The organism is Variovorax sp. GW821-FHT09D05 (genome assembly GCF_059416325.1).
In genome coordinates this window covers 395,386-417,327 of sequence record NZ_JBWKOZ010000006.1, presented here as the reverse complement: position 1 = coordinate 417,327, position 21,942 = coordinate 395,386, and the positions used below count along the sequence as shown (strand labels likewise).

General features: G+C 66.5%; 25 protein-coding genes. 12 read left to right on the top strand and 13 right to left on the bottom strand.

Features of this window, described 5'->3' with window-relative positions; genetic code table 11:
- Position 1: 1 nt before the first annotated feature.
- Positions 2–1,312 (bottom strand): O-acetylhomoserine aminocarboxypropyltransferase, encoded by a 1,311-nt coding sequence (locus AC07O3_RS18990; RefSeq protein ID WP_093051563.1) that lies wholly within the window; start codon positions 1,310–1,312, stop codon positions 2–4.
- A 164-nt stretch (positions 1,313–1,476) separates the two neighbouring features.
- On the opposite strand from AC07O3_RS18990, the gene AC07O3_RS18985 reads away from it, so the two are divergent.
- Complete coding sequence (locus AC07O3_RS18985) at positions 1,477–1,929, top strand: CBS domain-containing protein (RefSeq protein WP_093051560.1); 453 nt, start codon at positions 1,477–1,479, stop codon at positions 1,927–1,929.
- A gap of 15 nt (positions 1,930–1,944) precedes the next feature.
- On the opposite strand, the gene AC07O3_RS18980 is transcribed toward AC07O3_RS18985, so the two are convergent.
- From AC07O3_RS18980 to AC07O3_RS18970, 3 genes are all read right to left on the bottom strand, one after another.
- Positions 1,945–2,970 (bottom strand): nucleoside hydrolase, encoded by a 1,026-nt coding sequence (locus AC07O3_RS18980; RefSeq protein ID WP_495340073.1) that lies wholly within the window; start codon positions 2,968–2,970, stop codon positions 1,945–1,947.
- 70 nt (positions 2,971–3,040) lie between these two features.
- Positions 3,041–4,018: a Bug family tripartite tricarboxylate transporter substrate binding protein gene (locus AC07O3_RS18975; RefSeq protein WP_256216819.1), complete on the bottom strand. Its 978-nt coding sequence runs from the start codon at positions 4,016–4,018 to the stop codon at positions 3,041–3,043.
- 8 nt (positions 4,019–4,026) lie between these two features.
- On the bottom strand, positions 4,027–5,127 hold the full coding sequence (locus AC07O3_RS18970) for an adenosine deaminase family protein (protein WP_495340029.1): 1,101 nt from the start codon (positions 5,125–5,127) through the stop codon (positions 4,027–4,029).
- An 88-nt stretch (positions 5,128–5,215) separates the two neighbouring features.
- Between AC07O3_RS18970 and AC07O3_RS18965 the strand changes: the two genes are divergently transcribed.
- Entirely contained in the window at positions 5,216–6,178 is a 963-nt protein-coding gene (locus AC07O3_RS18965) for a LysR family transcriptional regulator (RefSeq protein ID WP_093176949.1), read from the top strand.
- Here the strand turns inward: AC07O3_RS18965 and AC07O3_RS18960 are convergent.
- A complete protein-coding gene (locus AC07O3_RS18960; RefSeq protein WP_093051548.1) occupies positions 6,175–7,395 on the bottom strand; it encodes a polyhydroxyalkanoate depolymerase in 1,221 nt (406 codons plus the stop codon). The genes AC07O3_RS18965 and AC07O3_RS18960 overlap by 4 nt on opposite strands.
- Before the next feature lie 81 nt (positions 7,396–7,476).
- Between AC07O3_RS18960 and AC07O3_RS18955 the strand changes: the two genes are divergently transcribed.
- Positions 7,477–8,133 carry a glutathione S-transferase gene (locus tag AC07O3_RS18955; RefSeq protein ID WP_093051545.1) on the top strand — a complete coding sequence of 219 codons (657 nt, stop codon included), beginning with the start codon at positions 7,477–7,479 and terminating at the stop codon, positions 8,131–8,133.
- A gap of 10 nt (positions 8,134–8,143) precedes the next feature.
- Here AC07O3_RS18955 and AC07O3_RS18950 read toward each other — a convergent pair whose 3' ends face one another.
- Positions 8,144–8,971 (bottom strand): helix-turn-helix domain-containing protein, encoded by an 828-nt coding sequence (locus AC07O3_RS18950; RefSeq protein WP_495340028.1) that lies wholly within the window; start codon positions 8,969–8,971, stop codon positions 8,144–8,146.
- A 110-nt stretch (positions 8,972–9,081) separates the two neighbouring features.
- On the opposite strand from AC07O3_RS18950, the gene AC07O3_RS18945 reads away from it, so the two are divergent.
- Positions 9,082–10,068, top strand: a complete 987-nt coding sequence (locus AC07O3_RS18945; protein ID WP_495340027.1) for a tripartite tricarboxylate transporter substrate binding protein — start codon at positions 9,082–9,084, stop codon at positions 10,066–10,068.
- Between the two features lie 18 nt (positions 10,069–10,086).
- Positions 10,087–11,403 carry a Rieske 2Fe-2S domain-containing protein gene (locus AC07O3_RS18940; protein ID WP_495340026.1) on the top strand — a complete coding sequence of 439 codons (1,317 nt, stop codon included), beginning with the start codon at positions 10,087–10,089 and terminating at the stop codon, positions 11,401–11,403.
- Here AC07O3_RS18940 and AC07O3_RS18935 read toward each other — a convergent pair.
- The 6 genes from AC07O3_RS18935 to AC07O3_RS18910 are packed head-to-tail and all read right to left on the bottom strand — an operon-like array spanning position 11,400 to position 15,515.
- Entirely contained in the window at positions 11,400–11,747 is a 348-nt protein-coding gene (locus AC07O3_RS18935) for a DOPA 4,5-dioxygenase family protein (protein ID WP_093051535.1), read from the bottom strand. The two genes, AC07O3_RS18940 and AC07O3_RS18935, sit on opposite strands and share 4 nt — an antisense overlap.
- A 7-nt stretch (positions 11,748–11,754) precedes the next feature.
- Entirely contained in the window at positions 11,755–12,384 is a 630-nt protein-coding gene (locus tag AC07O3_RS18930) for a DUF4166 domain-containing protein (protein WP_495340025.1), read from the bottom strand.
- The gene (locus AC07O3_RS18925) at positions 12,381–13,415 is read right to left on the bottom strand and encodes an SRPBCC family protein (protein ID WP_495340024.1); all 1,035 of its coding nucleotides are present in this window, start codon (positions 13,413–13,415) and stop codon (positions 12,381–12,383) included. Before AC07O3_RS18925 ends, AC07O3_RS18930 begins: the two co-directional genes overlap by 4 nt.
- 43 nt (positions 13,416–13,458) lie before the next feature.
- Positions 13,459–14,415, bottom strand: a complete 957-nt coding sequence (locus AC07O3_RS18920) for an SAM-dependent methyltransferase (RefSeq protein ID WP_495340023.1) — start codon at positions 14,413–14,415, stop codon at positions 13,459–13,461.
- A gap of 35 nt (positions 14,416–14,450) precedes the next feature.
- A complete protein-coding gene (locus AC07O3_RS18915) occupies positions 14,451–14,861 on the bottom strand; it encodes a thiol-disulfide oxidoreductase DCC family protein (RefSeq protein ID WP_495340022.1) in 411 nt (136 codons plus the stop codon).
- Positions 14,862–14,921: 60 nt separating this feature from the next.
- A complete protein-coding gene (locus AC07O3_RS18910; RefSeq protein ID WP_495340021.1) occupies positions 14,922–15,515 on the bottom strand; it encodes a GbsR/MarR family transcriptional regulator in 594 nt (197 codons plus the stop codon).
- Positions 15,516–15,635: 120 nt separating this feature from the next.
- Here AC07O3_RS18910 and AC07O3_RS18905 point away from each other — a divergent pair, with 120 nt between their 5' ends.
- Entirely contained in the window at positions 15,636–16,730 is a 1,095-nt protein-coding gene (locus AC07O3_RS18905) for a PA0069 family radical SAM protein (protein WP_093051516.1), read from the top strand.
- On the opposite strand, the gene AC07O3_RS18900 is transcribed toward AC07O3_RS18905, so the two are convergent.
- A complete protein-coding gene (locus AC07O3_RS18900; protein ID WP_093051513.1) occupies positions 16,727–17,281 on the bottom strand; it encodes a MarR family winged helix-turn-helix transcriptional regulator in 555 nt (184 codons plus the stop codon). The two genes, AC07O3_RS18905 and AC07O3_RS18900, sit on opposite strands and share 4 nt — an antisense overlap.
- 311 nt (positions 17,282–17,592) lie before the next feature.
- Between AC07O3_RS18900 and AC07O3_RS18895 the strand changes: the two genes are divergently transcribed.
- The 6 genes from AC07O3_RS18895 to AC07O3_RS18870 all read left to right on the top strand — a co-directional run bounded on the left by AC07O3_RS18895 (position 17,593) and on the right by AC07O3_RS18870 (position 21,920).
- Positions 17,593–18,525 carry a LysR family transcriptional regulator gene (locus tag AC07O3_RS18895; RefSeq protein WP_426389414.1) on the top strand — a complete coding sequence of 311 codons (933 nt, stop codon included), beginning with the start codon at positions 17,593–17,595 and terminating at the stop codon, positions 18,523–18,525.
- A 429-nt stretch (positions 18,526–18,954) separates the two neighbouring features.
- Entirely contained in the window at positions 18,955–19,629 is a 675-nt protein-coding gene (locus tag AC07O3_RS18890; protein ID WP_495340020.1) for a hypothetical protein, read from the top strand.
- A complete protein-coding gene (locus tag AC07O3_RS18885; RefSeq protein WP_093077800.1) occupies positions 19,626–20,168 on the top strand; it encodes a GTP-binding protein in 543 nt (180 codons plus the stop codon). The genes AC07O3_RS18890 and AC07O3_RS18885 overlap by 4 nt, the downstream gene beginning before the upstream one ends.
- Positions 20,165–20,560, top strand: a complete 396-nt coding sequence (locus AC07O3_RS18880; RefSeq protein ID WP_093051489.1) for a roadblock/LC7 domain-containing protein — start codon at positions 20,165–20,167, stop codon at positions 20,558–20,560. Before AC07O3_RS18885 ends, AC07O3_RS18880 begins: the two co-directional genes overlap by 4 nt.
- Before the next feature lie 48 nt (positions 20,561–20,608).
- Complete coding sequence (locus AC07O3_RS18875) at positions 20,609–20,968, top strand: hypothetical protein (protein ID WP_093051487.1); 360 nt, start codon at positions 20,609–20,611, stop codon at positions 20,966–20,968.
- Between the two features lie 28 nt (positions 20,969–20,996).
- Positions 20,997–21,920, top strand: coding sequence for a LysR family transcriptional regulator (locus AC07O3_RS18870; RefSeq protein WP_093176966.1), 924 nt, complete (start codon positions 20,997–20,999; stop codon positions 21,918–21,920).
- Positions 21,921–21,942: the final 22 nt, after the last annotated feature.

The window sequence follows — 21,942 nt, the reverse complement described above, 5'->3', positions numbered from 1 at the left end:
GTCAGGCGCCCGCCTTTTCCGCGGCCTTCAGGGCACGCTTCAGGTCGTCGATCAGGTCGGCCGGGTCTTCGAGCCCGATCGACAGGCGAATCGTGCCTTGCGAGATGCCCGCACCCGCCAGCGCCTCGTCGGTCATGCGGAAGTGCGTGGTGCTCGCGGGGTGGATCACCAGGCTGCGGCAGTCGCCCACGTTGGCCAGGTGGCTGAAGAGCTTCAGCGCCTCGATGAAAGCCTTGCCCTGCGCGCGGCTGCCCTTGATGTCGAAGCTGAACACCGCGCCCGCGCCGCGCGCGCCATGGCGCAGCAGCTTCTGCGCGAGCACGTGGCTCGGGTGCGATTCGATCAGCGGATGTCCCACGCGCGACACGAACGGGTGGGTGGACAGGAACTCGACCACCTTCTGCGTGTTGTCGATGTGCCGCTCCATGCGCAGTGGCAGCGTCTCGATGCCCTGCAGGATCAGCCAGGCCGTGTGCGGGCTCATCGAGGCGCCGAAGTCGCGCAGGCCCTCGCGGCGGGCGCGCAGCAGGAAGGCGCCGACGGTGCTTTCCTCGCTGAACACCATGTTGTGGAAGCCGTCGTAGGCCTGGGTCAGCTCGGCGAATTTGCCGGACTTTTCCCAGTCGAAGCTGCCGCCGTCGACCACCACGCCACCGATGACGGTGCCGTGGCCCGACAGGAACTTGGTGGCCGAGTGATAGACCAGGTCGGCGCCCCAGTCGAAGGGCTTGATCAGGTAGGGCGAGGTGAGGGTCGAGTCGACCAGCAGCGGCACGCCGGCCTCGTGGGCGATGTCGCTCACCGCCGGAATGTCGAGCACGTCGAGCCCGGGGTTGCCCACGGTCTCGCCGAAGAACAGCTTGGTCTCGGGGCGTACCGCGGCGCGCCAGCCGTCGAGGTCGCCGGGCTTCACGAAGGTGGTGTCGATGCCGAAGCGCCGCATCGTGTAGTGCAGCAGGTTCTGCGAGCCGCCGTACAGGGCTGTGCTGGCCACGATGTGCGAGCCAGCGCCCATCAGCGTGGCCACCGACAGGTGCAGCGCCGCCTGCCCGCTGGCGGTGGCGATGGCGCCGATGCCGCCCTCGAGCGCAGACACGCGCTGCTCCAGCACCGCATTGGTCGGGTTGCTGATGCGCGAGTACACGTGGCCCGCGCGCTCCAGGTTGAACAGGGCGGCCGCGTGGTCGCTCGACTCGAAGACGAAGGAGGTGGTCAGGTGGATCGGCACCGCCCGTGCGCCGGTGGCGGGGTCGGGCGCGGCGCCGGCGTGCAGCGCGAGGGTGTCGAAACCGGGGTCGGAATAACCGGGCATGAGGGCCTTTCTGGGTCTGAGCAGTTGTCTCCTGGCAATGCCCCGTTACGTATGCAATTCATGCGTCCGCGACATGGGCGCTCAGGTCGGCGTCGATTGTGGGCTATATTCAAAAACGGCACGCCCGCCTAGATAGCCGAGATTGAGTCCGAGAGGAGCACACGATGAAAGTCAGCGACATCCTTCGCGTCAAGGGCAATACGCTCTTCACCATCACGCCAGACGACCTGCTGGCAGAAGCCGCCAACACCATGGCGGAAAAGGACATCGGTTCGCTGGTGGTCATGGAGCACGGCGACCTGGTCGGCATGCTCACCTTCCGGGAAGTCATCGTGGCCATCGTCGGCAACGGCGGCCAGGTCGGCACCACGCTGGTCCGCAAGGCCATGGACGACGCCCCCGTCACCTGCACGCTGGAAACCGACCTCGACGAAATCCGCCGCATCATGCTGGAGCGCCACGCGCGCTACATGCCCGTGATGGACAAGCGCATGCTGATGGGCGTGATCAGCTTCTACGACGTGGCCAAGGCCGTGGTGGACAGCCAGAACTTCGAGAACAAGATGCTCAAGGCCTACATCCGCGACTGGCCGGCGGAAGACGAAAAGGCCGGCTGATCCTGGCCAGCCCGCTCAGGGCAGCCGCGCGATCTGCGCGCGCAGTAGCGCGTAGAAGCCTTCGGTATCGGCCTCGCTGATCCACAGCGTATTGGGCGTGCGGCGGTTGTAGCCGCGAAAGTCGACCACCGTCGCGCCGGTCGTGAACTCGCCCTTGGTCTCCACGTCGACGCTCACCTTCGCGCCCTTGAAGAGTTCGGGCTTGAGCAGATACGCGATCACGCACGGGTCGTAGATCGGCCCGACCGCCACGCCCCGGCGGCGCTGGCCGTACGCCATCATCGAATCGAAGATATCCGCCACCACCTTGCTGGCGTTGTTGCCCATGGTGCGGAAGGGCCCGATGCGCTCGGGCGTCAGCAGCACGCGGCGCGCCGCGTCGTGCGACATGGCCGTGACAGGCACGCCGCTGCGGAACACGATCGATGCCGCCTCGGGGTCGGCGTACACGTTGAAGGTGGCGGCGGGCGTGATGTTGCCGCCTACGCCCCAGGAGCCGTCCATCACCACGATCTCGGCAATGGCTGGCTTGATGTCGGGCGCCGAGTTGAGCGCCGCCGCGAAGTTGGTCAGCGGCCCCAGGCCCACGAGCGTGATGCTTTTCGGCGCTGCGGCGCGCAGCGTGTCGATGAGGTACTGCACCGCGTGCGTGGGCATCAGCGGTCCGCGCGGCTCGTGCAGCGTCGGGCCTTCCATGCCGGTCTTGCCGTGTACGTCGTCGGCGAAGATGGGTTCGCGCACCAGCGGGCGCGGGTAGCCGGCGTAGACCGGAATCTCGGGCCGGCCTGCCCAGTCGCGCACGATGCGCGCGTTCTTCTCTGTCACCGTCAGCGGCAGGTTGCCCACGCTCACCGTCAGCGCCTTGATGTCGAGCCGGTCGGTCGCGGCCATGGCCATCAGCAGCGCGATGGCGTCGTCCTGGCCGGGGTCGGTGTCGATGATGACCTGGCGCTTGCCTGCCACGGGCGGCAACCGCGTGGCGGGCGTGCCGGCAAGCGCCTGTGCCAGTTCTGCGGGGCTTGGGCTCTGCGCGAAGGCCATGCTGGCGAGGCCGGCGGCGGACACGCCCAGCAGGGCGCGGCGGGACAGCTTGGGCGTCGTCTTCACGCGCTCACTCCTTGATGTTGGCCGTCTGCACGATCTTCTGGTTGCGCGCGTACTCCGTCTGCACGAACTTCGCGAAGCTCTCCGGCGTGCCGCTGCCCGGCAGCGCGCCTTGCTCCATCAGCTTGCCGCGCACGCCTTCTTCCTGCAGCACCGCGTTGAGCTCGTGGTTGATCTGCGCGACCACGGCCGGCGGCGTTTTCGCAGGCGCGAAGATGCCGGTCCAGCTCACCATGTCGAAGCCCTTGAGGCCGGGCATCTCGTCGAAGGTAGGCACGTTGGGCAGCGCGGCCAGCCGCTTGCTGCTGGTGATGCCGAGCGCCTTCAGCCGCTTTCCGTTCACGTGCGGAATGGCGCTGGTGCTCACCAGCATCGCCAGGTCGACCTGGTCGCCGATCACGTCGGTGGCAATCTGCGCGCCGCCGCGGTAGGGCACGTGCGTGACGAAGATGCCGCTGCGTTCCTTCAGCAGTTCCATGGCCAGTTGCAGCACCGTGCCCACGCCCGAGGTCGCGTAGTTGTATTTGCCGGGCTTGGCCTTCGCGAGCTTCACGAAGTCGGAGAAGGTCTGGGCCTCGAGGCCGGGGCGCGCCACCAGCACCATCGGCGCGGTGTTGAGCAGGCCGACCGGCGCCAGGTCTTTCAGCGGATCGAAGCGGAAGGCCGTGGGGTTGACCAGCTTGCCGATGGCGATGGCGCTGTCGGGCCCCACCACCAGCGTGTAGCCGTCGGGCGTGGCATTCACAGCCTTGGCAACGCCGATGGCGCCGCCCGCGCCACTCACGTTCTCGATGACGACCGACTGCTTGAGCCGCTCGCCAAGGCGCTGTGCGACGAGGCGCGCGTTGACGTCCACGCTGCCGCCGGCTGTGTAGGGAACGATCAGCGTGATGGGCTTGGCAGCGGGCCATGCCTGCGCGAGGGCCGCGGTGGGAAGCGCGGCGCAGAGTGCGGCGGCGAGAAGCAGGCGGCGGGGTGTGTTCATGGCGTGGGTCATTCGAGGGTGGTGGGGGCGGGTTCGGTATCGAGGCGGGCGCGCAGCGTGTCGAATTCATCGCTCCACTGCGTGCGCCATGCGCGGCGCTGCGTGTCGTCGATCCACGCACCGTCCAGGCCGTTGTGCATGAAGCCGCGCAGGTCGTCCAGGCCGAAGCCGAAGTCGCGCACCATCATCAGCCAGGCCTGCGTGGGCGTGACCTTGTGCAGCGTCGGGTCGTCGGTGTTGGGGTGGATGCGCAGGCCCAGGCCGGGCATGCGGCGGATCGGATGATCGATGGCCCATCGCTCGGGCGGCAGCGTGCGCAGGTAGTACGAGTTGGTCGGCACTACCGTGAAGATCACGCCGCGATCAGCACATTCGCGCGCGAAGTCTGGCTGGTCGACCACCGTGTAGCCGTGGTCGATGCGGTCGACCTGCAGCACGTCGAGCGCAGTGCGCACGTTGGTCCAGGGCATGCCGAACTCGCCCGCGTGCGCGGTGGTCTTGAGGCCCGCCTTCTTCGCATCGGCATAGGCCTGCGTGAACAGTTCGGGCGGACGGTCGACCTCGCGGTAGTCGATGCCGATGCCGATCACCTCCTCGCAGCGATGCGCCTTGACCCACTCGACCATCTCCACGGCCGCCTCGGGCCTGGCTTCGCGGTCGATGGCGGCGATGAGGCGGCCGACGATGCCGAATTCTTGTTGCGCGTCCTGGATCGCGCGGACGATGGCGCCTTGCGCGAGCGGGTAGGCAATGCCCGACTCGTGCACCGTACCGGTCGGGTTCCAGAAGAACTCGGCGTAGCGCACGTTGTGCGAGGCCGCGTCCTGCAGGTATTCGAGCGTGAGCTGATAAAGGTCGCCGGCGCTGCGCACCAGCTGGGCGTCGAGCGCGCGCAGCACCCGCAGCACGCCGACGGGCTTTTCGCCGCGCGTGTAGAAGCCCTCGATTTCGTCGGCTGCCAGCGGCGAGCCGGCGCGCAGGTTGAGCTGCTTGAAGGTTTCGTGGCGCACCGTGCCGAACAGGTGGCAATGCAGCTCGGCCTTGGGCATGGCGCGGAGCATCGATTCCAGCGTGAGGGGCGCGTGGGGAGCAGGCGTGGGGCTGGTCATGCTGACCAGTCTAGTAACGGCGCTCTCATAAAGAAAATTTTGAATTTCTATAATTTGATTCACTGAATCAATAACCGGGGATTCGCCCATGGCCGCCTTGCCTCTGCGTGCACTCACGTTGCGCCAGCTGCAGTTCTTCTCGGTGCTGGTGGAAGAAGGCCAGTTCGGCCGCGCCGCGCGCCGGCTGGCCATCACGCAGCCGGCCTTGAGCAACGCCATCAAGCAGATGGAGAAGCTGCTCGGCGCCGAACTGCTCACGCGCTCCACCCACCGGCTGGAGCTCACGCCCGTGGGCGCCGAGGTGCTGGCGCGCACCGACTTCCTGGTCAATACCTTCGAGGTGGCGCTGCGCGACATCGAAAGCACGGTGCAGCGCGGCCGCGCCTTCGTGCGCATCGGCGTGATTCCCTCGGCCAGTGCGCGCGTGGCGGCGGCTGCCAGCGAGTTTTTGCAGAGTGGGCAGCGCGAGGTGGAGCTGGCCTGGCGCGACGCCCCCTCGAACACGCTGCTGGCCGAACTGCGCAGCGGGCAGATCGACATGGCGGTGGCCGCCATCACCGAGCCGCCGGGCGGGCTGACCTGCATCGACCTGTTCCGCGACCCGCTGGTGCTGGTGGTGCGGCGCGACCACGCACTGGCAGCGGCCGGCGATGCCCAGTGGGAGGCCATCGGCAAGGAGCGGCTGGTGCTGTTCGAACGCGGCAGCATGCCTGCGCTGGGCAACCCGGCGCGCGCGCAGTTCGCGCAGGGCCCGGAACCGTACCGTGTGAGCTATTCCGAGACGCTCTATGCGCTGGTGCGCAGCGGGCAGGCGCTGGGCCTGATGCCGCGCCTGTACACCTCGTCGCTGCGCGACCCCGAACTGGTGGTGGTGCCGCTGCTGAAGCCGCGCGTCGAGCGCCGAGTAGTGCTGGCCTACCTGCCGGGGCCGATGCGCAACGTGGTGGCGCAAGAGCTGATCGCGTTCCTGCGCGAGCGCCTGCCGCAGGCCGGCGAGGCGACAGTGCGGCGCGTGAGCGGCAAGGGCGTGCGCGCGCGGCGCCAGTCCTAGCCGTTCAATTCAGCCGCGGCGTGGATCGTCTCGCGCACGCGCGGATAGATCTGCGCATTCCACTTGCTGCCGCTGAACACTCCGTAGTGCCCCACGCCGGCTTGCAGGTGGTGCGTCTTGAGGTACGGCCGGATGCCCGTGCAGAGGTCTTGCGCCGCCACCGTCTGGCCCACGGCGCAGATGTCGTCGCGCTCGCCTTCCACCGTCAGCAGCGCGGTGCGGCGGATGGCGGCGGGGTTCACGGTGCGGTCGCCCACGGTGAGCACGCCTCGTGGCAGGTCATACGTCTGGAAGACTCGTTCGACGGTCTCCAGGTAGAACTCGGCCGGCAGGTCGTTCACGGCCAGGTACTCGTCGTAGAAGGTGCCGATGGTGCGGGCCTTCTCGATGTCGCCCTCGACCAGGTGGCTGTACATGTCCTCGAACTGCTTCTTGTGCCGCTCGGGGTTCATGCTCATGAAGGCCGAGAGCTGCAGGAAGCCCGGGTACACGCGCCGCATCATGCCCGCGTGCGGCCACGGCACGTGGCTGATGAGGTTGCGCCTGAACCACTCGATGGGCTTGCTGGTGGCCAGCGTGTTCACGCCGGTCGGATTGATGCGGCAATCGACCGGGCCGGCCATCAGCGTGAGGCTGCGCGGCGTGGCGGGGTTGTCGTCTTCGGCCATCAGTGCGGTGGCGGCCAGCGCGGCCACGCAGGGCTGGCAGACCGCGACCATGTGCACGCCCGGCCCCACGGCCTCCAGGAAGCTGATGAGCTGCCGCGTGTAGTCGTCCAGGCCGAAGCCGCCGTGCCACAGCGGCACGTCGCGCGCGTTGTGCCAGTCGGTCAGGTACACGTCGTGGTCGCGCAGCAGGGTGCGCACGGTTTCGCGCAGCAGCGTGGCGAAATGGCCCGACAGTGGTGCGGCCAGCAGCACCGGCGGGTGCACCGCATCGGTGTCCTTGCGGAAATGCAGCAGGGTGCCGAAGGGCGAAACGAGGGTCGTCTCCTCGTGTACGGCCACTTCCGCGCCGTCGACCATGACGCTGTGTATGCCGTAGTCGGGCCGCGTGTGGGTCAGCCGCATGCGCGAGAACACCTCGAACTGGGCGGCCATGCGCCGCAATATGGTGCGCTCCGTGCCGTCTTTCCACAGTGCCTTGCTCATGTACTGCGCCGCGAGCCGCGCCGGAGAGAGCAGGTCGGCTTGGTTCTGGTAGGCCCGGTACAGCATGAATACCTCGCAGGCAAGTTGCGGGCCAACCGCATGGCATGGCGCTTGCACGCAACAGCACAACGCCCAAGGAGCTTCACGATGGCCAAACCCGTTCTCACCATCAGCAGCAAGAACTACGGCGCGTGGGCGCTGCGCGGCTGGCTGATGTGCAGGCTGGCCGGGCTGGACTTCAGCGAGAAGGTCATTCCGCCCGACGATCCGGCCATGAAGGCCGAGATGCTGCTGCTGTCTTCGTCGATGCTGGTGCCCTCGCTGCAGCACGGCAGCGTGAAGGTGTGGGACACGCTGGCCATCGGCGAATACCTCAACGAGATCAAGCCCAAGGCCGGCCTGCTGCCAGACGACGTGGCGGCCCGCGCCCATTGCCGCGCCATCTGCGGCGAGATGCACTCGGGCTTCGGCTCGATGCGCGGCGCGCTGCCGATGAACATCAAGGCCCACTTCAAGAACTTCAAGGTGTGGTCTCGCGCGCAGGCCGACATCGACCGCATCGTCGCCATCTGGCGCGAATGCCTCAAGGCGTACGGCGGCCCCTTCCTGTTCGGCAAGCAGCCGGGCATGGCCGACGCGATGTACGCGCCGGTGGTCACGCGCTTCCTGAGCTACGACGTGGCGCTAGACAGCGTGTGCGCGGCTTACTGCAAGCGCGTGATGGAGCTGCCGGCCATGAAGGAATGGGTGACGGCCGCGAAGCAGGAGCCGGAAGAGATCGACGAGCTCGACGCAGAGTTCTGAGCCGCGCGCTTCATGAACTCGCTGGGGGCGGCTCGAAGCCGGCCTGCGCCAGCTTGCGCTCGATGTTCTGCGCGGCCTGCTGCAGGTCGGCCAGGTGGGCCGAGACGATCTCGCGCTCGCTCTTCACCGCCGGCAGCCAGGCGCAGCTGAGGCAGCCCACCACCAGCTCGCCTTGGCGCAGTGGCACTGAGATCGCGCCGAAGCGGTCGGGCGAATCCATGCTGGTCGAAGTCGGGTCGCGCGCCACGTAGCCGAGGTCGCGCGCGTGCGCCACCATGCGCCGGATGTTTTCGGGCCGCCGCGCGCTGCGGTCGAAGTCGTTGGGCGAACGCGCCAGCGCCGCGAGGATTTCGCGTCGCTCGTCTTCCGGGCAGAACGAGAGATAGCAGCGCCCCAGTGAAGACAGCAGCATCGGCGGACGAAAGCCCAGTGCACGGTAGTTGACGGCCAGGCCGTTGCGCGGCCGGTCGGTGTCGAGGATGAGCATGGCCGTGCCGTCTCGCACGCCCAGGTCGATGGGCCACGGCACCACCCGCTGCAGCGTGGCGCGCGCGGGCGCCGCCAGCGCTGACAGGCGCGTGCGCCATGCCATTGCAGGCCCCGACTGCCCGGTGGCCGACGTGGGCACGTAGCGCCTGTCGTGCTCGCTGCGCTCGGCCCAGCCCGCCTGCTGCAGTGTCTTGAGGATGCGCAGCAACGTGGCCTTCGACAGGCCGGTCTGGCGGTGCAGCTCCTGCAGCGTGACGGCCGACGAGCGCTGGATGGCCAGCATCACGTCGAGCCCGCGGCGCAGCGCGTCGATGGCTTTCACGCTCTGCGCGCCTGTGGTGTCCGACATGCCGGTCTCCGGAAAAAAGTTCACTGAGTGAAACTATATCTTCTGGCTTCGAGGCCCCGTTCCTACAGTGCGGACGACACCAACGTCGTCCCACCGAGAAGGAAAAGAGCATGATGTTTCACCCGCGGAACGCGGTCCGTGCCGCTGCAGCAGCCGTTCTTTCGCTATGCGCCGCCACCGCGGCCATGGCGCAGGCCTGGCCCTCCAAGCCGATCACCATCGTCGTGGCCTACCCGGCCGGCGGCGACACCGACGCCATCGCGCGCACCTATGCCGAGAAGCTGTCGCAGCGCATCGGCCAGCCGGTGCTGGTCGACAACCGGCCCGGCGCGAGCGGGATGATCGGCAACGTCTGGGTCGCCAAGGCGCCGGCCGACGGCTACACGCTGCTCTTCACGCCCAGCACCTTTCCCATTGCGCAGCACGTGCTGAAGACCGGCCCCGGCGTGGCGCACGACGTGGTGAAAGACTTCACGCCCATCGTGAAGACCGGAAACATCCCGCTGCTGCTGGTGACCGCGCCGTCAACCGGCATCCAGAGCGTGGCGCAACTCGTTGCCGGCGCGAAGGCCGGCAAGACCACGACCTACGGAACGCCCGGTGCCGGTTCGCCGATGCACATTGCGGGCGAACTGCTCAACAAGGACGCGAGCATCGCGGCCACGCACGCGCCCTACCGCGGTGTGGCGCCGGTGGTCAACGATGCATTGGGCGGCCATGTCAGCGTGGGCTGGATCACGCCCGGCGCCGTGGCAGGCCACATCGCCGCGGGCAAGCTGATTCCGCTCGCCGTCGCGGAACGCCAGCGAACGAAGCTGATGCCCAACGTGCCCACCTTCATCGAGCTGGGCTTCAAGGACGTGGACGTGAGTGCCTGGATGGGGTTGCTCGGCCCGAAGGCGATGCCGGCCGAAGTCGTGCAGGCGCTCAACAAACACTTCAACGAAATCCTGAAGATGCCCGACGTGCAGGCAAAGATGGCCGCGCTCGGCATCGAGCCCGTGGGCGGCGCGCCCTCCGTGCTGGCGCAGCAGATTGCAGACGACGACCAGCGCTTCGGCAAGCTGGTGCGCGAGTTCGGCATCCGCGCCGATTGAAGAAGAAGGAGACGATGCATGTTGAGCGAAGAAAAGAACCGCCTGCTGACCGAAGTGGGCCCCGGCAAGCCGATGGGCGACTACCTGCGCCGCTACTGGCACCCGATTGCCGGTGCGAGCGAGTTCGACGACAAGGCCGTGAAGCCGCTGCGCATCCTCGGCGAGGACCTGGTGCTCTACAAGGATCTGAGCGGCAACTACGGCCTGGTCGACCGCCGCTGTCCGCACCGCAATGCCGACATGTCGTACGGCTACGTCGAGCAGTGCGGCCTGCGCTGCAGCTACCACGGCTGGCAGTACGACCAGAGCGGCCAATGCGTGCACCAGCCCTTCGAGGAAACGCTGGACCCCGGCGCGCGCATGCGCAAGAACACGAAGATCAAGGCCTACCCGGTGCAGGAGAAGGCCGGCCTGCTATGGGCCTACATGGGCCCGCAGCCCGCGCCGCTCTTGCCCGACTGGGAGCTGTTCAACTGCAGGAACGGTTTTGCGCAGGCGGTGTTCGCGGAGATTCCGTGCAACTGGTTCCAGTGCCAGGAAAACTCCATCGACCCGGTGCACTTCGAGTGGACCCACAACAACTGGACCACGCGCCTGCAGGGCGAAGAAGGGCCGTACGTGCCCACGCACCTGAAGCTGGCCTTCGAGGAATTCGAGCACGGCTTCGTCTACAAGCGCCTGCGCGGCGGCGAGCGCGAAGACAACGTGATGTGGACCACCGGGCGCGTCACGCTGTGGCCGAACGGCTTCTTTCTCGGCCATCACTTCGAATGGCGCGTGCCCATCGACGACCATCACACGCTCAGCGTGCTGTGGGTGCTGAGTCGCGTGCCGAGCGAGCAGGAGCCTTATGTGCAGGAGTGCATTCCTTCTTGGTACGGGCCCATCAAGGACCCGGCGACGGGGCGGTGGATTACCAGCCACGTTGCCAACCAGGACTTCGTGGTGTGGGTCGGGCAGGGCGCCATCACCGACCGCACGCGCGAGAAGCTGGGCCAGAGCGACAAGGGCATCGTGATGATGCGCCGCCGCTTCTTCGAGGAACTCGAGGCGATGCAGGCCGACCCGGCGCACGAGCCCAAGGGGCTGATCCGCGATCCCGAGAAGAACCGCGATGTGTTCCTGCCGTCAGCCTGCCGCGACGAGATGCTGAACGGCTTGCCGCGTGCCGAGCTGGCCGCGCATCCGCTGCTGGGGCCGTATCTGAAGGATTTCTTCGGCCAGGCCGGGCAGCCTGAGGACGTGCGCGCGGCCTATGAGAAGGCCATTGGCCAGAAGGTCGAGGGCGCGACCTTCTTCAAGGTGCACGGCGCCGGGGTCGAAGAAAAGGCCTAGTGGCGGAACATCCGCAGGTCGAGCGCGCTTTCTTCGCCCAGCCACATGGCATGGGCTGTGTGGTCGGCAAAGTCGTCGCCCGTCACGCCGTGCACGAACACGTCGAGGCCGTTGCGGTTGGCGTCGAGCCAGCCGATGACCTGGTCGAACTCGGCGGCGTCGAAGGCGAGCTGGCAGCTCCAGTGCGGATGCGGCCCCACCAGCCGCTCGTGCACGCGGCCGACCACCACCATCAGCTCGTGGCCCGCACGCTCGCAGAGGGCGCGCGCCTGCGCCACCGTGTCGGGCGCGAAATAGACGTGGGCGTGGTACTGGGCGTAGAGGTTTTCAGGGCGGCGTGGCATGGTGCGCTCATTGTGGCCCTAACCGCGGGCCCAGGTGAAAACGCCCGCTGTAGCGGAACACGTCGCCGAACCAGCGGTGGCGCAGCAGCATCTTCATGGTGAAGTGGTCGGCATCGGCGGGGTCGGGCCGCTCCTCGACATAGGCGGTGCCGAGAAAGAGGCCCAGCGGCAGCGGAATGCGCAGCCCCGCGATGCGCCAGATGTAGCCCATGTCGCGGAACACCACCGCGCCGTCTTCTGCGCTTACCGCCAGGCGCATGCCGATGCCGAAGCGCACGTATTCGATCACCTCGCTGCCTTGCTTTGCATCGTGTTCCATGTGCGAGCGGAAATGGAAGGGCGGCTTTCCCGGAAAGTGGAAGATACGGTCCCAGTAGAGATTGGCGTCGTCGGGGTGGCAGCGGTAATGCACCTCGATCGGCACATTCGTGCCCTGGTGCGGAACGAGCGCGCCGAACAGCCGGCCGAAGGGCATCAGCAGCGCGGCCCAGGGGGCGTGCCAGACCTCGTTCATCGTTCCGCGCACGCATACGTAGTCGCCGGAGAACGGCGTCATCGCGTAGTGGCGGCGGATGACGTCGCCGAGCCGGTCCCACGCGGGGCCGAGCGCCTGCTGGAAGACGGGTTGCATCGTCATCCTGCTGCCGCCGTTGCCGTGGCTTCGCTGCGCGCCTTGTAGAAGCGCAGGATGTTCTCCGAGGCGTCATTGAGCAGCATCTGCATGACCCGGTCCGCATACCAGTTGAAGCGCGTGCTCAGGCGCCACGACACTTCTACGCGCAGCTCGGTGCCGCCCTCACGCGGGGTCAGCGTGTAGGTGGCGTCGCGCAGGTCGAAATACTGGCCGCCGATCATGACGTGGTCGTCGAGCGCCCCGGCGGGGAAGGAGTCGGGCGAGAAGCGAAAGCGCCACTTCAGCAGGCGGTTGGGCTGCCACTCGGTGACGATTTCTTCGAAGTGCACGTTCTTCTGCCATTGCACCTGGCGCACGCGGCCCTCGGGCGTGTCGACGGTCACCCCGGACACCGGCATCGGCACGCCGATGCGGTAGGCCCATGCGTCGCCGACTTCGGCGGGGCGGATGTCGCGCGCGGCATTGAGTTCGTGCCACACGCGCTCGGTCGGCGCGGCAATGAAGAGCGTGCGCGAGGTGTTCGAGAACTGGTCCGGGTTGGGCAGTTGCGGCTCGATGCCGCCGAGCAGCAGCGGCATCAGGGCGAAGCTGTACAGCGCGGGCTTGGGCCAGTTGGTGATGCGGCACACGATGCCCATTGCCAGGCCGCCGACGCTGCCCATCACCGCGAACAGCGGAATGATGACGATGGCGCAGATGATGCCTTCGATGAACACCGCCAGCGTGCCGGTGACGAACAGCGCTGTCGCCACCCAGGGTGCCCAGAGGTAGTAGCCCCAGCTGCGCCGCTCGATGCGCTCGGCCAGGTAGACCGTGACCGCGCCGCACACGGCGGGCACGAAGTACACGAACGACCCGAGCATCGGGGAGAAGCGCTGGCCAGGCCCGCCGCTGAAGACGACACGCAGCACCAGCGCGACGAGCGCGCCCGCCAGGATCGGCCAGAACCATGCGAAGGGCATGCGGCGCCGGGCCTCGGCCTGCTCGGCGGGGGCGAGTTCGGAGAGCCTGCTTTCTTCGTTGTCGTTGCTCATGTGGAAACCTCTTCTCCTCGTTGTGCTTGTGTTGTTCGTTCTGTCAGTCGGCACGGCGCTTCGCCGTGACCATGCAGTAGTCGAAGTCGCGCCAGAACATGCCCAGCGCGAGCGCGCAGTAGCTGGCCACGATGTGCTTGCGCCGCCACGGGCTGAGCTTGCCGCGCGCCTTCCAGAGCTCGGCCAGCGTGAAGCGGGTGGCCAGCACCGGGATGTGCAGCGCGCTGGGCGCCACGCGCCAGCGCAGCGACTTCACCTCGATGTCGTCGAAGCCGTGCTCGCGCAGCGCGGCGACGAAGTCTTCGCGCACGGCCAGCGTGGGCACGGCCCAGCTGTCGGCCCACAGGCGGTGCAGCCAGCTTGCCAGGCGGCCGGGCCGGGGCCGCAGCAGAAAGCCGTCGACAACAGCCAGCCGCGCACCGGGCTTCAGCAGCCGTGCGGCTTCGCGGATGAAGTCGGCCTTGGCGGTGCCGTCGGCATAGCAGGCGCTCTCGACGGCCCACGCGCCATCGGCCTGCGCGGCGGGCAGGCCGGTGCGCGTGTAGTCGGCTTCGAGGTGCGCCATGCGGTCGGCCACGCCAGCAGCGGCGTCGAGCTTTGCGGCGATGCGGTTCTGCACGGCGACGTTGGTCACGGTGATGGCGTAGAGCGACGGATCGTCGCCGACCAGCGTGCGCGCGGTGGCGCCGGCGCCGCAACCCATGTCGATCACGCAGCGGCGGTGCGCGGTGCCGGGCTGTGCGTCGCCGAGCTGCAGCGCACGGCCGACCGCGCGGTTCATCTCCACCAGCATGCCTTCGCGCCGCAGCGGGTTCAGGCCCACGCGCCAGAAGCCGAAGTGCATGTTGTAGCTGGGGCTCCAGGCGCTGTAGTCGGTCGCTACTTCGGTGAAGTAGTCCTGCGTGTCCTCGGTCGTGATGGGCGCGCTGGCGTGGCTTGCCGGGGTGCGCAGGGGCGTTTCGTGCGGCACGCGAAAGTCGGGCTGGAAGACGGTGGGCATGGCGATTCCCTCGGTGGTTGCTTGTTCGTTGGTTCTCAGAGGCGGCAGTTGCCGTCGTCGCAGGAAGGCGCGACGCGCCCGGCCAGCCAGCGCGGAATGCGGTAGCGGTTGCGGGCCAGCAGTGCATAGGCGCGGTCGGCCAGCGGCGCGACGATCGGCAGGTCGAGCAGGAAGCTGCCGCTCGACAAGCCGACAGCTGTGCGGCAGATGCGGATCGCGGGCACGCCGACGAACACCCGGCCTTCGGCGTCCGACACGTGGATGGCCGCCATCAGCGCGTCGCGCGGAGCAGGGCCGCTGCTGAATGCTACTGGCGAGCAGTCGACCAGTTGCAGCCGCCCCCCCGCATCGCGCGCCTTGAGGCTGCCCATTTCGGCCGAGCAGATCGCGCAGCTTGCGTCGAAGTAGATCGTGAGCGGGTAGGCAGGAAGGGCGGTGTGGCTCATGTTGCTTTTGGTTCTCGATATTTCTGTCAAAACAGAAACTGAAAGGCAAAAAAAGGGGCCTCAGATCATCGGCAGGCTGGCATGGTGCGCGTCCGGGTCTTCGTCCTTGCCGCCCTTGCCGGTCGCAGCGGTATCGCCGCGCACGAACCTCTGCACGCTCGCGCCCAGCGTCATCACCTTGTCGAGCGTGCCGGGCGACAGCCGCAGCATTTCGTCGGCCCAGGTGGCGAGCTTGTCCATGAGTTCCATGGTGGAGCGGATGCGGTCCTGTGCATCTGCGGGTTCCTTCTGGAAGTCGGGGCTGGAGACCAGCTCGCGCAGCACGCGCACGGTGGGGTCGAATTCGCGTTCCTTGCGTTCGCGCACGACGGTGCGGAACAGCTCCCACACGTCGACGCTGGTCTCGAAATAGTCGCGCCGGTCGCCCAGCGTGTGGGTTACGCGCACGAGATTCCAGGCCTGCAGCTCCTTCAGGCTGTTGCTGATGTTGGAGCGGGCGACGCCGAGCGTGTCGCTCAGCTCCTCGGCGTTCATCGGCTTGCCGTGTGCGAAGAGCAGGGCGTGGATCTGCGAGACGGTGCGGTTGACGCCCCACATGGAGCCCATTTCGCCCCAGTGCAGGACGAACTTGCGTTGAATGTCGGTGAGTTCCATGGCGTCGAGTTTAGGATTTATGAAATTTCTGTCAATAGAGAAACTGAAAAACTGGCGACAACGGTGAATCAGTGGAATACTGTATGAATAAACAGTAAATCAAGCCTCGAAGGAGTTGCCATGCCAGCTGCCCGGATCCCCATTCACGCCATCAAGGGCCGCGGCGCGGCCACGCATATCGCGCATCGCTTCTCGAAGGACGAGCGCAACGCCTTCGACGACGGCTGGGGCACGCTCGAAGAAGGCGTGGCCGAGGCCGATGAGCTCCAGCCCATTGCCACCGAGGTGCGCTTCGAGGACGTGAAGTCGGTGCTCAACGGGAACGACTCGCCCGACATCTACTTCGACCGATCGCTCAATCCCTACCGCGGTTGCGAACATGGCTGCATCTACTGCTTCGCCCGGCCCACGCACAGCTACCTGAATCTCTCGCCCGGCCTCGACTTCGAGACCAAGCTGATCGCCAAGCGCAACATCGTCGAGGTGCTGCGCACCGAGCTCGGGCGCAAGAGTTACAAGCCCAGCTACATCGCCATCGGCACTGCCACCGACTGCTACCAGCCCATCGAGCGCGATCTGCGGCTCACGCGTTCGATCATCGAGTTGCTACAGGAAACGCGGCATCCGTTCGCGCTGGTGACCAAGTCGAGCGCCATCGAGCGCGACCTCGACCTGATCGCGCCCATGGCGGCCGACCACCTGGTGGCCGTGTACGTGACCGTGACCACGCTCGACGGCGAACTCGCCCGCAAGCTGGAGCCGCGCGCCGCCGCGCCGCATCGCCGGCTGCGCACCATCCGCACGCTGACCGACGCCGGCGTGCCGGTCGGCGTGAGCGTGGCGCCGCAGATTCCCTTCGTCACCGAAGACATGGAGCAGGTGCTCGAAGCCGCTTGGGAGGCCGGCGCGCGCAGCGCCTTCTACACGGTGGTGCGGCTGCCGTGGGAGGTGGCGCCGCTCTTCAAGGAATGGCTGATGCTGCACTACCCGCAGCGCGCCGACCGCATCATGGCGCGCATCCACGAGATGCGCGGCGGCAAGGACTACGACGCCGACTTCGCCACGCGCATGAAGGGCTCGGGCCTGTGGGCCGACCTGATCCACCAGCGCTTCGAGAAGGCCACGAACCGCCTCGGCTACAACCGTGAGCGCATTCCGCTGGATGTCACCGCGTTCCGGCCGCCTGGGGCTGCGGGGCAGGGCAACTTGTTCTAGCCGTACTCAGGCGCGCACTCGGGCCATCGATGGCGCGTGCCGCCCGAGCGGCGGTCGGCTTTTTCCGGGACCACGCCCAGCGCGCTCAGTTCCCTGCCGCGCAATTCGAGCCGGTGCAGGCACTCGAGAAAGATGTCGAGGTGCTCCGCGTCGATGCCGTCGAGAAGATCCATGTTGAGGCGGGCGACCCGCGGAAACAGCGCGTCGCAGAGCTCGCGGCCGGTGGAGCTCAGGCGCACATGTACTTCGCGGCCGTCCTGCGCATCCTGGCGCCGCTCCACCAGTTTCTTCTCGCTGAGGCTGCGCAGGCCGCGCGAAGTGCGCACACGGTCCAGTTGCAGGCGCTCGGCAAACGCGGAGGAGGTGATCTCGCCGATCTGCGCGAGCATGCCGATCATTCCCCACTCGCGATGCGTGATGCCGAAGCCGCCCTCGACCAGGCGGGTTGCCATGCCGCTGCAGGCACGAACCGCGCGCGACAGCCGGTACAGGAGCAGGTCGTCCAGGGAGCGCGGATCGCGCAAGGCATCTGCATTGGGAAAAGCTTGCATGCGAGTCGGAAATGAAGAACTGTGGCCAAGCCGCTTTGGCGGCAAGTGATTGATTAGATTAACTATTGACTGCCTGTTTATAACAAAGCAACAAAGGATAAATAGTGCCGGAGTAAGTATTGATATGCAGGTTTTTTTGAACACTCGTCAAGGTCAATTGGTCAGCTTCTGCTCAGTGTCGATGTAATCGTGCCTGTGCCGAATGGCACCGTGTGATTGCATTTCAGTTATCGATCGATAGCAATTGAGAAATTGAAAAATCCGAACGCCGCGAGCGAATTGTATTTCCGCCATTCACAGAAAGAATATCCGTGCTCGACCTGAACGAAGTCGCAATGTTCGTGCAAGTTGCGCGCCTCGGCAGCTTTGCCGAGGCCGCGCGGCAGCTGCGCATGCCATCGGCAACGGTGAGCCGGCGCATCCAGCAGCTCGAGGCGCGCCTGGGCACCCGGCTGATGCAGCGCTCCACCCGCAAGCTGACGCTGACGAGCGCGGGCCAGACCTTTCATGAGCGATGCGGCCCGGCGGTCGAGGAACTGATCGAAGCCGGTCAATCGCACGTCGCGGATAGCCAGGAGCCGAGCGGCGTGATCCGGGTGGCCGCCTCGGCCAGCTTCTTCGAATACTTCGAAATGGAATGGGTGTCGGCCTTTCTCGCTGCGCACCCCCTGGTGCAAATCGACTTTGTTCTCAGCGATATCACGGCCGACCTCATTGCCGACCGCATCGACGTCGCGTTTCGCATCGGATCCCTGCCGGACTCCAGCTACGTTGCCCGCAGGATCTTTGCAAGCTACGGGGGGCTTCTTGCCAGTCCTGCCTATCTGGCGGCGCATGGTGCGCCCGCCGATCTGGAGGAATTGAGCAGGCACGCGTGCGTGACACAGCCGCCAGAGACCGGAAATCTCGCCATCTGGCGCCTCCAGGGTCCTGACGACGTGGAGGAAGAAGTGCGGGTGAGAGGGGCCTTCACCAGCAACATGCAAGTGGCGCTGCGCGAGGCCGCTTGCGCCGGGCTTGGCATCGTCGCGCTGCCGTCGATCCTGACGGCGGCGGAGGTGGCCGCCGGCCGGCTGGTGCCAGTGCTGCCGCAATACATGCGGGCGGGCCGCGGCTTGAGCGTCGTCTACCCCAGCCGCCAGCAGCGGCCGCTGGCAGTCTCGGCGTTCGTCGACATGGCCGTGGAAAAGCTCAGCCTGCAGGAGTGGACACCGTCGTCCCCCGCATTAATTGACATCTCGTAATTCATTGGTGAATCGCATTTCGCGATTCGCCCAATTGCGGGCGCCGGGTGAGCCATATTGGGCGTAGATGCACCAATTTGGTGTGGTTTGCATTGACTGCCACCAGGATTGCCTCGAAAACTGAGCGGCTGAATTTCATTCCGGGTGCTAGCGGAGAGTACCAAAGTTCGTAAACAATTGTCACACGCCATCTCTCGATAGAGCGGCGTATTGCTGATCCATTTCCGCTCCGTTGGGAGCGTATCTCGGGATCGCCTCGAATTGGACGAGTCTTTCGGTGCAGCCCAATTCATTCGTCTTCGTCGTTCCTCCGATCTGGAGATGAACGGATTTTCTTTGTTGCAAGGATGGACAGCGGATGCACACACGGTCTTTGAGCGCAGCGAAACAACCGGGATTCGAACGACTCGGGCATCGCGTCACGTGGTCATGCTGAGGCTCGGCGTCTACAAGTTGCCGGTCGCCGAAGTCGTGGTGATCCAGACGATCGTCCGGCTGTATGCGAGCGACGCTGCCTTTCCGTGGCAGCTGGTCAACGCGCCGCCGTACGACGCGCTGCTTGTCGATGCCGCCGCCGTGGAGCATGAATATCCCACGGTGGTCGGCATGGCCGCGGCTGTGCTCAGGCTCACGCGCATGAATTCGGGTGGACAGCCCAACGCGCTGGAGCGGCCGATACGTGCCGACAAGCTGCAGTGCTGGCTCAAGAGCACCGAGCAGGCACTGCGCGAGTCGCGACCCGCGGGGCCGACGCTGGACGAGCAGACCGCCCTGGAGGTCGAGGTTTCCGATGCGGTCCGCTTCATGCTGCGCCGCTGGCCACCGGCCACGCTGTTGCGCAACGACCTCGACAACATCCGCATGGCGAGCCTGCTGGCGCGGCGCGCGCTGAATGCGAGTGAGCTGGCCGAGATCAGCCAGCTTCCATTCACCCAGTGCGCCGCGTTCCTGCAGGCGCTGCGAACGGCCGGCGTGCTGGAGCTGCATGTCGAGCAGGCCCTGCCGCCGTCGTTCATACCGCAATCCGACAGGCCGATCCGCAGCGACTTCGCGCGAAGTCTCCTCGATGGCATTCGTCGCCGGCTGGGCCTGCGAGCGTCATGAAGGAATACAAGATCCTTCTCACGGGCACTGTGGGCGCGGGCAAGACGACGGCGATCGGATGCGTGAGCGAAACCTCGCCGGTCATGACCGAGGTGCCGAACTCCGATGCGGCCATCGACAAGGAGCGCACCACCGTGGGCCTCGACTTCGGCCAGCTAACGCTGGACAACGGGGACCGCGTTCGCCTGTTCGGCACGCCCGGGCAGGCCCGCTTCGAATTTCTCTGGAAGATTCTCGTCAGGAACGCGCTGGGCGTGATCGTCCTGATGGACAACTCCCGGCCCGACCCGCTGGGCGACCTGTCCATGTACATGCAAGGCTTCGCCGAAGCCCTGCGGACCCTGCCTTGCGTGATCGGCGTGGGACGGATGCACCGCCACCCTGTGCCGACCCTCGACGACTACGCGCAACGACTCGAGTCAACGGGCCGGGTGTTTCCGATTCTCGATGTGGACGTGCGAAGCAGGGCCGATGTGATCCTGCTGATCGACACGCTGCTGATGCAACTTGAAGCCGACATGCAGGGAGAGACAGAGTGAGTGTTCGACATGGCTTGTCCAGGACGGCAACCGCGCACGCGCAACGCGAGGTGCAGAAACTGGTCGACGAACTGAACGGCGTGACGGCTGCCGTGGTGGCTACCGTGGACGGTTTCGACGTGGCGTCCACAACCATCGGCGATGCCGATCCTGCCCGCATGGCTGCCATGGCCAGCTCCATCGTGGCGATCAGCGGCGTTGTCGCCGAAGAGGCACGCCTCGGCCGCCATCAGAGCGTGATGGTCCTGACGGATTCGGGCTTTGCGGTTTTCCACAGCGTGCACCGGCGCGACGGCGAACTCGTCATCAGCGTGCTCGCCCGCGACAGCGCGGTTCCGGCACTGGTGGCCTACAAGGCCGCTCAACTCGCGAAGACCCTCGCCGAGGCATGACGGCAGATTTCCACAACAACCTTTTCAACCATCCGACAGGAGAACAACTTGGCATCCATCAAACAAACGCTCGACGACATCCTCACCATCGACGGCGCCATGTGCGCCGCCGTTGTCGACTCGGGCAGCGGCATGATCCTCGGCGCCGTGGGTTCGGGCGTGGACATGGAGATTGCCGCCGCCGGCAACACGGAAGTCGTGCGCGCCAAGCTCAAGACCATGCAGGCTCTGGGCCTGAGCGACGTGATCGAGGACATCCTGATCACCCTGGGCAAGCAGTACCACATCATCCGCCCCTCGGCATCGAAGGAGGGTGTCTTTCTCTACGTCGTGCTCGACAAGCAGCGCGCCAACCTCGCGCTGGCCCGCCGCAAGACGCAGGACGTGGACAAGCTGATGGACTTCTGAGATCAGCGGAAAGGCAGAAAGAATCTCCGTGCTCGACCTGAACGAAGTCGCAATGTTTGTGCAAGTGGCGCGTCTCGGCAGCTTCGCGGAAGCCGCGCGGCAGCTGCGCGTGCCGTCGGCGACGGTGAGCCGGCGCATCCGGCAACTCGAGGCGCACCTGGGCACCCGGCTGTTGCAGCGCTCCACCCGCAAACTGGCGTTGACCAACGCCGGCCAATCTTTCCAGGAACGATGCGGCCCGGCGGTCGAAGCGTTGATAGGCGCTGGGCGGCTGCAGGTCGAGGGCGGCCAGGAACCGAGCGGCCTCGTACGCGTGGCCGCGCCGGCCAGTTTTTTCGATTTCTTCGAGATGGAATGGGTTGCCGATTTCCTGGCCGCGCATCCACGGGTGCGGCTGGACTTCGTTCTCGACGATGTCGTGGCCGACCTCATCGGCGATCGTATCGACGTCGCCTTTCGCGGCGGGCCCCTGCAGGACTCGAGCTTCGTGGCCCGCAAGATCTTCGCAAGCTACGGCGGCCTTCTTGCCAGTCCCGCCTACCTGGCGGCGCGGGGCACACCCGGCAGCCTGCAGGAGCTGCTCGAACACGACTGCGTGACGCAGCCACCGGACAGCGGCAATCTCTCGACCTGGCGCTTGCAAGGCCCCGACGGTGTGGAAGAAGACGTGCGGGTGAGGGGGCGCTTCATCAGCAACGTGCAGGGCGTGCTGCTCAAGGCTGCGTGTGCAGGGCTGGGCATTGCCGCGCTGCCGTCGATCCTGACGGCGTCCGACGTGGCGGCCGGCCGGCTGGTGCCGGTGCTGCCGCAGTACATGCGGGCAGGGCGCGGCCTGAGCGTCATCTACGCCAGCCGGCAGTACGTTCCGCAGGCGGTGTCCACGTTCGTCGATATGGCGATGGAGAAGCTCAGCCAGCAGGACTGGGCGCCCGCAGCCAGGCTGGCTGCCTAGCGTCGCCGCCTGCGCCTGTCGC